The following is a 14,849-nucleotide window of genomic DNA, read 5'->3' as shown; positions in this document are numbered from 1 at the left end:
TATTCATGTGGTTTTTTAGCGGGGTGCTAAATAATTATTATGGTTGAAATAATATAAATGTTAAAAGAAAGGACTTTTATGACACCCGTAATAGCACAAGATTATATTTCATTGGGGCAGGAGTACTCAGTGGCCTTTGGAAAAACGCAACTGACACTTCACCCTGGCATACTGGCTGAAGGTAAAACGTTACCCTGCACAAAGGGGCTGGTGAACCATGATTTATTGCCGGGTTACTGTATCCCGGGTATAAAAAAGCGGATTATTGTCGTCCCGTCCCTGGATACGCCGGTTTGTGAATGGCAGGTTAAAGAGTACAGTGACAGATTAAAATCTGCGGGTAGCCACTCAAACCGGGCAGTATATGTGTTGAGTATGGATACGCCATTTGCTCAGGCCCGTTTTATTCGCGAACATGATATTCATCCCGGAATAATCTTTATCTCTGATTACGCTTGTCGCCAGTTTTTGCATAATTCCGGACTAAAAATCAATGAGCTCAGTATTTTTGCCAGAGCGTTGATAGAGTGTGATGAAAACAATGTGGTTACGCGTGTTATTGTACCACGAGATATCACTCATATTCCTGTTTACTAATCACTTATATCAGCTCCGCTCCTGCACAGAATACCGAATTACCGGCAATGCAGGGGCGCATATTTTTACAGGCGTTTTCCTGTAGCGCCCCCACACTTCACACAAATACTATTGCATCACGCATAAGGAACTGAAAAGGGGGCCAGCGGGTGGGGCAGATTACTGTTATGGCTTTCCTGAATTTCTGCAATAATCGTCTGGTAGCCAGAAAGCCATTTGTGGCTTTGTGATTTAGCCTGTTGGTGTTGTAAGTTATTGATTAATAACTCCATCGCTTCGCGAGTCTGCCAGTAATAATTATTGATTATTCTTCCACTTGCCGCATCTGTGTAGCTTTCCATTCCAATGTATCCCTCAATGGCCTGTACATAGCGTTCAATACAGCTATCCAGTTGATAAAACGTGGCGTCGTACTCTTTTTTTTCGAAAATAAAGCTTGTCAGAAACAGCGACATGAAATTTCTCCTGCCCGGTCAAACACCGATCAATGTGGATTCAAAACGTACACCTGGCATCATCTTTTCAAGGCCATCAGTCAACATGTTTCCGGCCGCGTACACTTCATCAAGCGGCATTTCCGGCAAGCTTTCAAGGATAAACCACATTGTCTTATCCGAGGCGCTTAGTCGGGTGCGTACACACTGACGCCAGTTCCAGCGACGACAGGTTGCGCCCATATCATCTCGCCAGATAACTTCGCCAGGCTCCGGCGATTCGGTAGCGGGCTGTCCCTCTTTTAAAATATCAAATGTTTCGCTACCGTCTGCGAAGACCAGTCGCGGCGAACCGCAATAAGCCGCGCTATTTTCGCCCCCAACCGGTATGGCATAGCGCAGGCTCACGGCGTTATAGAGATCAACCACCGGATCCAGCGCCGCCATTGTTCCATCCCGTAGGACACGCTTTCGTAATGCTTCTGCGGAGCATGGCGTACGCCTGGGTTTTGCGCCAAAGGCTTTAAATACTGCATTCCATGCGTCTATATGCGCCTGACCCCATGCCGGTTGACCGTTAAGTACAGCCTGACAGGCTTCTTTTAGCGCGGTTTCTCCGACCTGCACATCACGAACCGGCGCGGCAATCACATTAATACTTAATGCACGGAAACCAGGAGCGATACGGGCCAGGTCCGGGCTGATTGACGGTAACGTAAAAGACATCGCATAATCCTGTAATGACTATTTTAAGCTATGATAACGACCGATGACCAAAAAAGTCAACTTATCGACCGTCAGTAGTGCGGATGTCAGTACGATAAATGAAGCCGTTTCCCAACGTATTAAACAATTTCGTCGCCAGAAAAAGATGTCGCTGGATGAGCTTGCTCGGTGTTCCGGTGTGAGTAAAGGCATGTTAGTGGAAATTGAAGGTTGTAAAGCCAATCCCAGCATCGCGCTGTTATGTAAGATAGCCGCAGCGATGGGCGTAGCCGTGGCGGATATTGTCAATGTTGCCAGCGAACCGCGAGTTCATCTTATTGACCGGAATGACATTGCGGTACTGTGGCGCGGTGAAAAAGGCGGAAGCGCGAAATTGATGGCGGGGACCAGCGGGCCAGATATGGTAGAGCTGTGGCAATGGGTAATGCATCCTGGTGAAAAATATGCATCGGAAGGGCATCCGGTTGGCACTTGCGAGCTACTGTTTGTTAATCGGGGAACGCTAACGTTAACGGTGGACGATAGCCGCTTTATTATTGGAGAGGGGTGCTCCGCTGTAGCCAGAACCGATATGCCTCATGCCTACCTTAATGACACTTATGAGGTGGTTGAATTTACCATGACGGTGAGTGAAAAGCATCGCTGATCATTAACAGAAAGGCGGGGCGTTGATACGTTCCGTCGTCATTTATGAGTGGTAATCATAAGTTTGTTTTTCTTTTCCCATCTAATCATCGGTATGTCAGGGACCTATACTTTTCGTCCATTAAGTGATTCAGTCTGTCTACCGGAGAACCCACTATGTCAATGTCGTTAAGCGTCAGGCAACAGGCCGCCATTCCCGTGGCGGCTTTTACTGCCCGAGGGGATATTGAAAAACTAGAAAATGCGCTCAACGATGGGCTAACTATGGGCCTGACAATTAATGAGCTGAAAGAAATTCTTGTTCAACTGTATGCCTATTGTGGCTTTCCCCGTAGCCTGAACGCGCTCTCATGTTTGATGAACGTTGTAGAGGCGCGTAAAAAAGAGGGCATCCAGGACGAAGAGGGGGCTACCGCGACACCGATGCCTGCAGACTGGAATAGCTTGCAGTTCGGCACAGAGAACCAGACCAGACTGGTTGGTCAACCGGTGAGTGGTGCCTTGTTTACTTTTTCGCCCGCCATTGATGTTTATTTAAAGGCACATCTTTTTGGCGATATTTTTCAGCGTGATGTGCTGGACTGGCAAACCCGTGAACTGGTGACAATTGCAGCATTATCGGCGATGGAAGGCGTTAATAGCCAGTTAATGAGCCATTTCGCGATTAGTATGCATAATGGATTAACCGCTGCGCAATTGGGGGATTTTATCCGTGTTCTGGCTATGAGATGTGATTCAACCATCGCAGCCAACGCTGGTATGACGCTCGCACAGTTTTTGGCGGATAACGATGAGGGTTCCGCATCCGCTATTTCTCCGCAGGAGAAAAGAGATGCGGGATTTGACGGCAATACGATTTTTCCGCGCGGAGAGAAAAATGTAACCTATGCGAAATATTTTACCGGCAACAGCTATCTGACGATGTTGTCAACCCAGGGCGTTGTGATCGGTAATGTCGCTTTTGAGCCTGGCTGTCGTAACTTCTGGCATATTCATCATCACGGTGGACAAATTCTCCTGGTGACAGGAGGACGAGGGTGGTATCAGGAGTGGAATCAACCCGCGCGGGAGCTGAGAACGGGCGATATTGTGCATATCTCACCAGGCGTAAAACACTGGCATGGCGCGGCTCACGACCGTTGGTTTGCTCATATTGCGGTAGAAATTCCGGCAGAAGGCGCCTCTAATGAGTGGCTGGAACCTGTTGCGGATGAAGAGTACAACCTACTTCCCTGAAAGACGGCGTGGCGCGCATAAGTGGCTGAATGGCGCAGTATCTCACTATAATGAGCGCCTGTGCCCAATAAGCACTCCCGGGCACAGGTTATTTTTATTTTATCGCTGGTACGGCTTCAGGGTCATCAATATAGAGCGTCTGGCTTGGGAATGCGAAGTCTGCGCCATTTTCCTGGACAATCGCAATAATTTTCAGGTACACATCCTGCTGTACGGCAAGCCATTCCTGCCATACTGTCGTTTTGGTAAAGCAATACACCATAATATTCAATGAAGAATCGGCGAATTCATTAAAATAGACCAGCAACGTCTGTTTTTGATCGATATCGTTATGCGCCTGTAGCATATTTCTGATGGCATCAACGACGACGCCAATTTTATCCGCATCTTCGTAACGCAAACCGATCACCGTTTTAATACGACGGTTTGTCATCCGACCTGGGTTCTCCACACTAATCGATGAAAAGACGGAGTTAGGCACGTACAGCGGACGATGATCAAAAGTGTTAATCCGCGTGATACGCCAGCCGATTTCAGCGACCGTACCTTCGATATTTCTGTCAGGTGAGCGAATCCAGTCTCCAATGCTAAAAGGGCGATCAAAATAGAGCATAATACCGGAGAAAAAATTGCTGAGGACATCTTTGCCCGCCATACCGACGGCGATACCGCCGATCCCGCCAAAGGTAAGCAGGCCCGACAGACTCATACCAAAGTGTTCGCCATACAGTAAGACAATCACAACAATAATAGTAATTTTTATGACACGCGCGAGAATACGGGTGCTGGTGACGTCCCGGCCTTTATTGACCTGCGCTTTTTCAAACTGGTTAATAATCAGGAACAATTTTATCGTCAGGATAAGCGCAATGAGTGAAGTACAGATAAAATCAATAACCCCGGAAGAGATAAACCGTAAATTATAATCTTCAATAGCATTATTCAGGATGCTCCCAACGGTTCCTATAATGATCGCATAAATAAAAAACTGCGCCGCATGGAATGTGAATCCTTTTTTCCACTGTACATTACGGCTTAGCCAGAATCTCACGACCAGTAACGCCATGCCGCAACTGAAAAGTATCGTCAGATTAAACGCGTTTTTGAGAAAAAATTCAGTGAACATGAGTGTTTCTGCTCCTTCCTGCGATAACAGCTCAGAATGACCTTATTAACAGGTATTTTACCCAGGATAATCGTTCAGTGCATCGATAAGTCAAAAGGAGAAATAGCATTATTGGCTTTAATTTCAGCAGGTTGCTTTTCATGTAAATATAATGTCACCCTTTACAGGGCAGACATTGTGCGATTGTCATGGTATTGTTACTTTCAGGTAACAAAGGCCATCTGTAAAGGACGATATTATGATCATGATGAAGCTGAAATCGGCAAAGGGGAAAAAATTTCTGTTATGCCTGCTGGCGGTGTTTATCGTTGCCGCATCGGTGGTGACGCGTGCGACTATTGGCGGCGTGATTGAACAATATCATATTCCCCTGTCTGAGTGGACAAGCTCCATGTATGCCATTCAGTCAGCAATGATTTGCGTTTATAGTCTGGTATTTACTGTTCTGCTGGCTATTCCCCTGGGAATTTATTTCCTCGGCGGGGATGAGAGCCATTAATTGCGCCGTTATGCCGGATAGCGGCGTGCCATCCGGCATAACAGGTGTGGTTAGTCGTCCTCGTCGTCCAACTCAACCGGCGTTTGATACTCATCAGGCTTAATGACCAGCAGGTCGCAGCGTAGGTGGTCGATAACCTGTTCTGCTGTATTGCCCAGAAATGCGGCGGAGAGACCGGTACGGCCAACGGTGCCAAGCACAACGATCCCCGCCTGGAGATGTTCGGCAAGATCCGGGATAACCTCTTCAGGCAATCCTTTTTCTACATGCGTCACTTTTTCATCAATGCTGAATTTTTGCCGCAGCGCTTTCATTGCCAGTAAATGCTGACCGCGAATGGCGTCGTTATAAACGCTGGGATCAAATTCCGGCAGCTCAATGGCAATATTGATTGGTGTAACGGGATAGGCGCCGACCAGGTGAACTTCTGTATGGTTAACCTGTTCCGCCAATTGCAACGTTTCTTTTACCAGTTTTTCGTTGAGGGCATTGTGATAAGGCTCTTCACTGGCCAGATTCACAGCAACCAGTGCTTTACCACCTTCAGGCCACGGCTGATCTTTGACCATCCATACCGGGCTTGGACATTTACGCAGCAGATGCCAGTCGGTGGGGGTAAAAATGACCGCTTCCAGTCGATCGTGTTGATGCGCCATCTTCAGGACCAGATCGTGACCGCTGGCGATTACTTCCTGGATAATGGCCTCAAAGGGACGATTGTGCCAGACCACTTTTATTTCAATAGGGGCGCCAGCCTCAAGATAATATTTCGCTTGCTCACGTATCCAGGCCGTGCGTTGACTTATTACACCCTGGCGCATAGCAGTGCGCTCATCAGGAGAAAGTAGGGTGGTCATCTCATACGAAAAATCGTAAATAGGCAGGAAAGCTTTAATTTTGCCGCCAATCCGTTGATGCAAATAAACTGCTCGCCGTAATGCGGGTTGATCATCCTGGTTGGGATCGATGACCACCAGCATATTTTGATACATAGCCATACAGGGTCTCCTTACAACTGTCATCGCAGTTTGTAACTAAAGAGTAACTCAAATATGGTAAATGAAACAGCAGGAAGAGCTTCTGCCAGATCAATAAATCAGAAAAATTTAGCGATATGGCAGAAGATGACATCAATGGTTTAATCGATGTTTAAGCAACATTGCGCGTATGGCCAGCCAGGGCCGCCAGTGCGTCATTGTTTTCAATAGTGATATATTTACCTTTCACCGCCAGCATACCGCTTTTCTGAAAACGCCCTAATAACCGGCTAATCGTTTCGACTGTTAAGCCAAGATAGTTGCCGATATCGCCGCGGGTCATCGTCAGGCGGAATTCACGCGGTGAAAAACCACGCTGCGCGAAACGGCGGGACAAATTATAAATAAACGCAGCCAGACGTTCTTCGGCGTTTTTCTTTGACAATAACAGGATCATATCCTGATCGCCTTTGATTTCACCGCTCATCAAACGCATCATTTGCTGACGCAGGTTAGGCATTTTGCCGGACAGATCGTCCAGCGTCTCAAACGGTATTTCACATACCATTGAGGTTTCGAGCGCTTGCGCAAAGCTCGGATGATGGCCGCTGCCAATGGCGTCAAAACCCACCAGGTCGCCTGCTAAATGGAATCCAGTAATCTGCTCGTCGCCTTGCTCGGTAATGGTGTAGCTTTTAATCGTTCCGGAGCGGATAGCATAGAGCGATTTCAGTTCATCACCTGCTTTAAACAGAGTTTGCCCTTTCTGAATGGGCTTTTTACGCTCGATGATATTATCAAGCTGATCAAGCTCATGCTCGTTAAGTGTGAACGGGATGCAAAGCTGGCTGATACTGCAATCCTGGCAATGGATAGCACAACCGCCAGACTGAATGCGCCGTATAATTCGCTTTTCCGGGATCATAGGTCTGCTCAAGCCGTAATTGATATTTGTCAATTTTAACATCTTTTTGGTGAGCGCGTAAGTCTGAGCTATCCCGGAGAAGGAATAATTCAAGTATAAGTTTAATGAATGTTTTTATCTATTTGAAAATACTGGATTTATTTGTATTTGCTTTACATAAAAGTGTGATCAATAAGGCACTTTTTGCCTGTATGTTCATAATAAAAGATAGCCTTCATGGCGTAATAGCCATTCTTTTCGCTGAACGCCACCAGCGTATCCGGTCATGGTGCCGTTGCGACCGATGACGCGATGGCACGGTACAACGATACTGATTGGATTCGCGCCGTTCGCTGCGCCCACTGCGCGCGCCGCTCCCGGTCGGCCCAGTCGCTCTGCCAGCTGGCCATAGTGCATTACCTGACCGCAGGGGATCGTACGTAAGGTCTGCCATACTTCCCGTTGAAACGGTGTTCCCCCTGTGGCGGTTTCCAAAGTATCAATTACGGCGAGGTTACCTGCAAAATAATCTGCAAGCTTATCGCTGAGTCCACCGGGGTTCGTCGCAGTGATGCGTTCATAGCCTTCGTAGCGATAATGTATGTCCAGCAGTTGCTCCATACGATCGCGATACTGTTCCCACTCTACGGCCCGGAGTCGGAACTGTTCGTCGCATATCACCCATAAGGGGCCCAATGGCGTGGCTATCTTTTCTTCAAGTAATCTTAGCATCCGTTCTCTCACATTATTTTAGCCTTACATAAGAGATAAGATAGCATGCCAGGAATATCCGCAACCATACTCCTTAAAAGCGAGTCAGGGATAACACATTTAGCGACAGTAATAGCGCTGGCGGAGAAAAAATAAACGACCTCCTTACCCGTATCGAACCCCATTAAGGCGAAGCGTTTTATTTCACCGGATGACACTGTTATTGGAAATAACTGTAAACCGTTGTCGGTATAACAGGGCGCGGTTATGATAGCGACAGTCGCAACACGCTGGAGGATGAATCATGAACCTTGACGACAAAGCGCTGTTTCTTGACGCCATGGAGGATGTCCAGCCACTTAAACGCCGTACTGATGTACACTGGCAGCCAACGCGTAACCTTAAAGCGCCCCAGCGTATCGACACGCTTCAGCTTGATAACTTTCTGACAACGGGGTTTCTGGATATTTTGCCGCTGAATGAACCGCTTGAATTTCGCCGGGAAGGATTGCAGCAGGGGGTTATCGACAAATTGCGTAGTGGCAAATACCCGCAGCAGGCCAGCCTCAATTTGTTACGCCAGCCGGTTGAGACGTGCCGGAAAATGCTGTTCAGATTTATTGTTGAAGCGCAGAAAGAAGGCTTGCGTAATGTCCTGATTGTTCATGGCAAAGGACGAGAGGAGAAATCGCATGCCAATATCATCCGTAGCTATGTGGCTCGCTGGCTGACAGAGTTTGAGGGCGTACAGGCTTATTGTTCGGCGTTACCACACCACGGCGGTGGGGGAGCCTGTTATGTTGCGCTACGTAAAACTGCTCAGGCGAAACAGGATAACTGGGAACGTCATGCGAAGCGTAGCCGCTAAGTCCCTGATCCTGGTGGGGCGGACTGCCGGCGCAGGAACATGATACCGTAATTTTCGCCACAACATTAAGCGGACATAGTCGTAACAGCGTGCTCCGCTTCTCAACGCGTTGGCTCTGCCATCAATTTCTATCACTCCTGGCCATTAATTCCTTTACCGGTTTAAGCATCTATTAAGAGGTAGGGGCATCCAACTTAATTTTTAAGTAGAAAATGGTGATAAAGGCGTCAATTGTCAACGCTTATAGAGAAATATACTATTATGATAAACGTGGTGGATTTATCTGTTGCACTAAGTGAAATTGTGATTGCCTGCTATTGAATATAAAGAATGTAAAAAAATAAATGGTAATAGATTTCTGAAATGCTATAAAAATAAAATCTGTCTCCTGCTCTGGTCGTAGGCTACCAAAAATGTTAAGAAATATTAGTATCAGGACCTGTATTACTCTGTTCATACTGTGTACGTTTTTGCTGCTGGATATTTTACAAATAATATTTCTTCGCGATTATCGTGTATTAATTCCGTGCAATGTCATTTATCTGATCTCAATATTACTACTTTGGTGGTATATAACTCACTATCTGGTTGTGCCTATTAACACCGTTAAAAAAAGTATTGAACAAGTCACGGCGGGGAACCTGTCTATTCATATATCCGAATTTGGCAATAATTGTGCAGGACGGCTGATTCCTGGTATTAATAGTCTGTCGGAAAATATTTCCGCATTGGTGAGCGAAATCCGTTCCTCTTCACATACGGCAATGACGCTTTCTGAAGAGCTGGCGGCGCGCAGTATGGCGTTATCGATAAAGACGGAACAACAGTCGGCCTCGTTAAGTCAAACCGCCGCCAGTATAGACGAAATGGTGGCAAGTACTAAAAACAATGCGGACAATACCCGAATGGTGAGTATTCAGGCGGATTCTGCAACCCAATACGCCCGTCAGGGGGGAGAACTAATGGTGCGTGTTGCAGAAAATATGCGTTCTATTACTCACTGCGCGTCGCAGATGACGGAGATTATTTCGTTAATTGACGGTATTGCATTTCAGACTAATATTCTGGCGCTCAACGCGGCGGTAGAGGCAGCGCGTGCGGGCGATCATGGAAAAGGTTTTTCCGTCGTGGCTGGGGAAGTGCGTAATCTGGCACATCGCAGCGCGGAAGCGGCAAAAAGCATCAAAGCGCTGATTGACGTTACGCATGACAATGTGCGACAGGGGGCTGCTATTGTACAGGAGGCGGAAAAAAATATGCAGGAGATTGTCAGTGGCGCCGGACAATTAAATTTGCTGGTGAATGACATATCGACTACCACCCGGGAGCAAGAGAAAGGTATCAGTCAGATAACTCTGGCGTTAAGCCATCTGGAAAGTACAACCCATAGCCATCTTTTAATGGTTGAAGCGTTATCGGCTTCTTCTGATGTGCTAAAAGCGCAAGTGATCGAATTACAGACTAAAACGGACAAATTTCACTTAGGCCAGGCAGATGATAGCGTGCTTCTTCTGTCTCCTCCTCATGTGTCGTCTCTCGCTGTAGCCAGCAAACGCGGAAAGGCCGATTAATACGTTTTGGGTAACTACTTGTTGTTAAGACGCTTTTTACTGAGGTTCCCATCATTTTGCTTGAGTCATCTTTTCAGACATTGCGAAAATGAGAGATTGCTTAACCTTCGCTGAAAGCTAGACTAACGGCATGAGAGTCGTAATGTGGAGGCGCTGTGAAAGCCATTAAGGGATCAGATGTGAACGTGCCGGATGCCGTTTTCGCATGGCTACTGGATGGCCGTGGTGGAGTAAAACCGCTCGAAGATAATGATGTGATCGATAGCCAGCATCCTTGTTGGCTACATCTCAATTATACCCATCCGGACAGCGCCCGCTGGCTGGCTTCAACGCCATTACTCCCCAATAATGTGCGCGATGCATTGGCGGGTGAAAGTTCGCGCCCGCGGGTAAGCCGTATGGGAGAGGGGACGCTAATTACATTGCGCTGTATTAATGGCAGCACAGACGAGCGACCGGACCAATTAGTCGCCATGCGTCTATATATGGACGAGCGTCTTATTGTGTCCACCCGTCAGCGAAAGGTGCTGGCGCTGGACGATGTCGTGAGCGATCTGCAAGAAGGGACGGGGCCTGCAGATTGTGGCAGCTGGTTAGTTGATGTGTGCGATGCATTAACTGATCATGCCAGTGAATTTATTGAACAACTCCACGATAAAATTATTGATCTGGAAGATAACCTTCTTGACCAGCAAATTCCGCCGCGCGGTTTCCTGGCGTTGCTCCGTAAGCAACTTATTGTCATGCGCCGCTATATGGCGCCGCAGCGTGATGTGTACGCAAGGCTGGCGAGCGAACGTCTCCCATGGATGACCGACGATCACCGTCGCAGAATGCAGGATATCGCCGACAGACTGGGAAGAGGGTTGGATGAAATCGACGCTTGCATAGCACGTACGGGCATCATGGCGGATGAAATTGCCCAGGTGATGCAGGAGTCGCTGGCGCGCAGAACCTATACAATGTCGCTTATGGCAATGGTTTTTCTTCCCAGCACCTTTTTAACCGGATTATTTGGCGTCAATCTGGGAGGGATTCCCGGCGGCGGATGGCGGTTTGGTTTTTCGCTGTTTTGCATTCTGTTAGTTGTCCTGATCGGTGGTGTTACTTTATGGTTGCATCGCAGTAAATGGTTGTAACAACAACGCTTTTTAAGCCTGTTGGGATGAAAAAACGCCGAGAAATTTGAGCGAAGTCAATAAACCATCTCCCTATTCGGGGCAATATCTCATCCGCAGGTGAATGCAACGTCAAGCGATGGGCGTTGCGCTCCATATTGTCTTACTTCCTTTTTTGAATTACTGCATAGCACAATTGATTCGTACAACGCCGGCTTAGATTAGTCGGCTTTTTTTTTGCCTGTAGAGTATCCGCGTCTACCCTTTAAGAGTCTGATTGCCATTCCGGAGGGTAATATGAGCTGTCTTTTGACCTTATTGTATCTGCGCACAACCTTGTCGGACCCAATTCCAACGGATCCCGTCCCCATTCCCGAGCCGCTTCCTCGTCCTCAGCCAATGCCTGACCCCCCGCCGGACGAAGAACCGATTAAAATGTCGCATCAAGCGCCCGGATCTGCGAGGATACGCGCCTGCTGACTATGAGTCGTTACCGCGAGACTAAATTGTGACCGCTTTTTCAACCCTGAATATTTTGCCCGCCGCCCAACTCAGTAACCTTACTGAGCTGGGCTATCTTGAGATGACGCCTGTTCAGGCCGCTGCATTACCGACTATACTGGCGGGACGTGACGTGCGAGTGCAGGCAAAGACCGGCAGCGGCAAAACGGCAACGTTTGGTCTTGGACTCTTGCATCGAATTGACGCCAGCGTGTTTCAGACGCAGGCGTTGGTGCTTTGCCCGACGCGGGAGCTTGCAGATCAGGTCGCCGGGGAACTACGTCGGCTGGCCCGTTTTCTGCCGAATACCAAAATTCTGACCCTATGCGGCGGGCAACCTTTTGGCGTGCAACGCGACTCTCTACAGCACGCGCCTCATATTATTGTCGCAACGCCGGGGCGCCTGCTCGATCATTTACAAAAAGGAACCGTTTCGCTGGATGCTCTGCAAATTCTGGTGATGGATGAAGCAGACAGAATGCTGGATATGGGGTTCAGTGATGCCATTGATGAGGTGATCCGCTATGCGCCCGCGGCACGCCAGACGTTATTGTTTTCAGCCACCTGGCCGGACACTATCGCGGCGATTAGTGGTCGTGTACAGCAACAGCCAGTGCATATTGAAATCGATACGGTAGATGCGCTACCGGCTATCGAACAACACTTCTTTGACATATCCACGAATGAAAAAATTTCGCTGCTGCAAAGGTTGCTTAGCCAACATCAGCCAGCCTCGTGCGTGGTGTTTTGCAATACTAAAAAAGATTGCCAGGCTGTCTGTGAAGCGCTTAATGCAGTAGGGCAGAGCGCGTTATCGCTTCATGGCGATCTCGAACAACGCGACCGTGACCAGACGTTGGTACGTTTTGCAAATGGTAGTGCGCGCATTCTGGTTGCCACCGATGTCGCCGCGCGAGGCCTGGATATAAAATCGCTTGAGCTGGTCGTTAACTATGAGCTGGCCTGGGACCCGGAGGTTCACGTCCACCGTATTGGCCGTACAGCGCGCGCCGGAAGCCACGGGCTGGCGATCAGCCTCTGCGCTCCGGAAGAGGCGCAGAGGGCGAATATACTTTCAGACATGCTGCAACTTAAGCTGAACTGGCTGAATGCGCCCGCTCAGCAACCGCTGCTCCCGCTGGCCGCAGAAATGGCAACCTTATGCATTGATGGCGGTAAAAAAGCGAAAATGCGTCCGGGCGATATCCTGGGGGCGTTGACCGGCGACATAGGACTGGATGGGGCAGATATCGGCAAAATTAACGTGCACCCGATGCACGTTTACGTCGCCATACGTCAGTCGGTGGCGCAAAAAGCGTGCAAACAGTTGCAGAACGGGAAGATTAAAGGAAAATCTTGCCGGGTTCGACTGTTAACGTAACAGATAAAGTTGCGTCTCAGCAGAACGCTGAGACGCCTGCAGTCTATTTCACTTCGATAACATCAAGTCGCAACGCCTCTAAAGGCATGTCATCTTCCTCCGGCTGCCAGCCTGCGGGTTGTAAAGGGATCTCTTCGCGATCGAATGCCAGATCACCGCCATCAATGACCTCGGAGCCGTGAGCGATCCCCTTGAAATCAAACAGGCTGGTATCACACAAATGAGAAGGCACCACATTTTGCATGGCGCTGAACATTGTCTCGATACGTCCTGGATAGCGTTTATCCCAGTCACGCAGCATGTCGGCAATCACCTGACGTTGCAGGTTAGGTTGTGAACCGCACAGATTACAAGGAATGATAGGGAAGGCTTTCGCCTCTGCAAAACGGACAATATCTTTTTCGCGGCAGTAAGCCAGCGGGCGGATCACGATATGCTTGCCGTCGTCGCTCATCAGCTTCGGCGGCATCCCTTTCATTTTTCCGCCATAGAACATATTCAGAAATAGTGTTTGTAGAATATCGTCGCGATGATGGCCCAGGGCGATTTTAGTGGCGCCCAGTTCTGTCGCTGTACGATACAGAATACCGCGACGCAGACGAGAGCACAGCGAGCAGGTGGTTTTTCCTTCCGGGATCTTCTCTTTAACAATGCCGTAGGTGTTTTCTTCAACGATTTTATATTCTACGCCCAACTGTTCCAGGTAAGCTGGCAGAATATGCTCCGGGAAGCCCGGCTGCTTTTGATCAAGGTTAACGGCGACCAGAGAAAAATTGATCGGGGCGCTTTGCTGTAAATTGCGTAAAATTTCCAGCATCGTATAGCTATCTTTACCGCCAGAAAGGCAAACCATAATGCGATCGCCTTCTTCAATCATATTAAAATCGGCAATCGCTTCACCAACGTTACGGCGCAGGCGCTTTTGCAACTTGTTCAGGTTGTATTGTTCTTTCTTTGTATGATTTTGAATTTCTTGCATTATTTCAGTTCTCTGGTACTAAATGGGGCAAATTGGGGGCAAGCTTTGTTACTACGACAACCGCGCATTCAACATCGCTACCTGTTCGTCGTTCATGTCATCAATCCACATACCGTAAATTTCATACACCATCTGCGCAGTTTCATGCCCCATCTGACCGACTATAAGTATCGGGTTCGCTCCTGCTGTCAACAGCCAGCAGGCAAAAGCATGTCGCGTATGGTACGGATTACGGCGACGAATGCCAGCACGTTTTACAGCGTTGTTTCAACTTAATAGGGATATTACCTTCGGATATTGTCGACTATATACATCACGCAGCCAGGTCCGTTAAGAAGTAACGAGCTCAACTGAAATTCAGGCGTGTAATGCCTGCGGATCTTTTTAATGGTTGATGCTGGTTTTGTCATGTGAGCGACCTCTGGTTGCGAGTTTACTCACTTAGTCGCGTGTCCCTATTGCTGGTTAAGATCAGCTTACTGTATACTATTTAAAATTTTCTTGCCTATTCTGATGGTCTTGTTGAATTAAAAATAGCATGTTTCATATATACATTTCAGACAAATTATTTCGATT

16 protein-coding genes and 2 pseudogenes are annotated in these 14,849 nt (G+C 48.1%); 10 read left to right on the top strand and 8 right to left on the bottom strand.

The features are described 5' to 3' along the window. Positions 1–57 precede the first annotated feature (57 nt). A complete protein-coding gene (locus SBG_RS07765) occupies positions 58–597 on the top strand; it encodes a redoxin family protein (protein WP_015702893.1) in 540 nt (179 codons plus the stop codon). A gap of 116 nt (positions 598–713) precedes the next feature. On the opposite strand, the gene SBG_RS07760 is transcribed toward SBG_RS07765, so the two are convergent. Next, positions 714–1,052: an antibiotic biosynthesis monooxygenase family protein gene (locus tag SBG_RS07760; RefSeq protein ID WP_000051807.1), complete on the bottom strand. Its 339-nt coding sequence runs from the start codon at positions 1,050–1,052 to the stop codon at positions 714–716. Between the two features lie 18 nt (positions 1,053–1,070). Continuing rightward, complete coding sequence (locus SBG_RS07755; RefSeq protein WP_000011090.1) at positions 1,071–1,757, bottom strand: B3/B4 domain-containing protein; 687 nt, start codon at positions 1,755–1,757, stop codon at positions 1,071–1,073. 43 nt (positions 1,758–1,800) lie between these two features. Between SBG_RS07755 and SBG_RS07750 the strand changes: the two genes are divergently transcribed. The 3 genes and pseudogenes from SBG_RS07750 to SBG_RS23105 all read left to right on the top strand — a co-directional run bounded on the left by SBG_RS07750 (position 1,801) and on the right by SBG_RS23105 (position 3,638). Continuing rightward, on the top strand, positions 1,801–2,403 hold the full coding sequence (locus tag SBG_RS07750; RefSeq protein ID WP_000163377.1) for a helix-turn-helix transcriptional regulator: 603 nt from the start codon (positions 1,801–1,803) through the stop codon (positions 2,401–2,403). A gap of 155 nt (positions 2,404–2,558) precedes the next feature. Next, positions 2,559–3,146: pseudogene (locus tag SBG_RS23110) on the top strand (carboxymuconolactone decarboxylase family protein); the annotation flags it as partial. Between the two features lie 66 nt (positions 3,147–3,212). Further along, complete coding sequence (locus tag SBG_RS23105; protein WP_231845629.1) at positions 3,213–3,638, top strand: cupin domain-containing protein; 426 nt, start codon at positions 3,213–3,215, stop codon at positions 3,636–3,638. Positions 3,639–3,732: 94 nt separating this feature from the next. Here the strand turns inward: SBG_RS23105 and SBG_RS07740 are convergent, their stop codons facing one another. Further along, positions 3,733–4,764 carry a mechanosensitive ion channel family protein gene (locus SBG_RS07740; RefSeq protein ID WP_000493677.1) on the bottom strand — a complete coding sequence of 344 codons (1,032 nt, stop codon included), beginning with the start codon at positions 4,762–4,764 and terminating at the stop codon, positions 3,733–3,735. A gap of 238 nt (positions 4,765–5,002) precedes the next feature. Here SBG_RS07740 and SBG_RS07735 point away from each other — a divergent pair, with 238 nt between their 5' ends. Further along, a complete protein-coding gene (locus SBG_RS07735) occupies positions 5,003–5,263 on the top strand; it encodes a DUF2534 family protein (protein WP_000605644.1) in 261 nt (86 codons plus the stop codon). A gap of 50 nt (positions 5,264–5,313) precedes the next feature. On the opposite strand, the gene uspE is transcribed toward SBG_RS07735, so the two are convergent. The 3 genes from uspE to ogt form a co-directional block, all read right to left on the bottom strand. Continuing rightward, positions 5,314–6,261, bottom strand: coding sequence for a universal stress protein UspE (gene uspE / locus SBG_RS07730; protein ID WP_001262137.1), 948 nt, complete (start codon positions 6,259–6,261; stop codon positions 5,314–5,316). A gap of 151 nt (positions 6,262–6,412) precedes the next feature. After that, entirely contained in the window at positions 6,413–7,165 is a 753-nt protein-coding gene (fnr, locus tag SBG_RS07725; RefSeq protein ID WP_000611909.1) for a fumarate/nitrate reduction transcriptional regulator Fnr, read from the bottom strand. A gap of 195 nt (positions 7,166–7,360) precedes the next feature. Continuing rightward, a complete protein-coding gene (gene ogt, locus SBG_RS07720) occupies positions 7,361–7,876 on the bottom strand; it encodes a methylated-DNA--[protein]-cysteine S-methyltransferase (protein WP_000945023.1) in 516 nt (171 codons plus the stop codon). Between the two features lie 283 nt (positions 7,877–8,159). Here ogt and smrA point away from each other — a divergent pair, with 283 nt between their 5' ends. The 5 genes from smrA to dbpA all read left to right on the top strand — a co-directional run bounded on the left by smrA (position 8,160) and on the right by dbpA (position 13,294). After that, positions 8,160–8,723 carry a DNA endonuclease SmrA gene (gene smrA / locus SBG_RS07715; protein ID WP_001046806.1) on the top strand — a complete coding sequence of 188 codons (564 nt, stop codon included), beginning with the start codon at positions 8,160–8,162 and terminating at the stop codon, positions 8,721–8,723. Between the two features lie 413 nt (positions 8,724–9,136). Next, positions 9,137–10,294 (top strand): methyl-accepting chemotaxis protein, encoded by a 1,158-nt coding sequence (locus tag SBG_RS07710; RefSeq protein ID WP_000945591.1) that lies wholly within the window; start codon positions 9,137–9,139, stop codon positions 10,292–10,294. Between the two features lie 155 nt (positions 10,295–10,449). Then, entirely contained in the window at positions 10,450–11,433 is a 984-nt protein-coding gene (zntB, locus tag SBG_RS07705) for a zinc transporter ZntB (protein ID WP_000644150.1), read from the top strand. A 276-nt stretch (positions 11,434–11,709) separates the two neighbouring features. Beyond that, a complete protein-coding gene (ynaL, locus tag SBG_RS23565) occupies positions 11,710–11,892 on the top strand; it encodes a proline-rich small protein YnaL (RefSeq protein ID WP_024135019.1) in 183 nt (60 codons plus the stop codon). A 28-nt stretch (positions 11,893–11,920) separates the two neighbouring features. Continuing rightward, positions 11,921–13,294, top strand: a complete 1,374-nt coding sequence (gene dbpA / locus SBG_RS07700; protein WP_000123670.1) for an ATP-dependent RNA helicase DbpA — start codon at positions 11,921–11,923, stop codon at positions 13,292–13,294. A gap of 43 nt (positions 13,295–13,337) precedes the next feature. Here dbpA and ttcA read toward each other — a convergent pair whose 3' ends face one another. Next, on the bottom strand, positions 13,338–14,273 hold the full coding sequence (gene ttcA / locus SBG_RS07695) for a tRNA 2-thiocytidine(32) synthetase TtcA (RefSeq protein WP_001156227.1): 936 nt from the start codon (positions 14,271–14,273) through the stop codon (positions 13,338–13,340). A 51-nt stretch (positions 14,274–14,324) separates the two neighbouring features. Further along, positions 14,325–14,540: pseudogene (locus SBG_RS07690) on the bottom strand (tyrosine-type recombinase/integrase); the annotation flags it as partial. Between the last annotated feature and the right edge of the window lie 309 nt (positions 14,541–14,849).

The organism is Salmonella bongori NCTC 12419 (assembly GCF_000252995.1).
In the GTDB taxonomy this organism is placed as follows: Bacteria; Pseudomonadota; Gammaproteobacteria; order Enterobacterales; family Enterobacteriaceae; genus Salmonella; species Salmonella bongori.
This window is presented reverse-complemented; position numbering and strand designations above follow the sequence as displayed.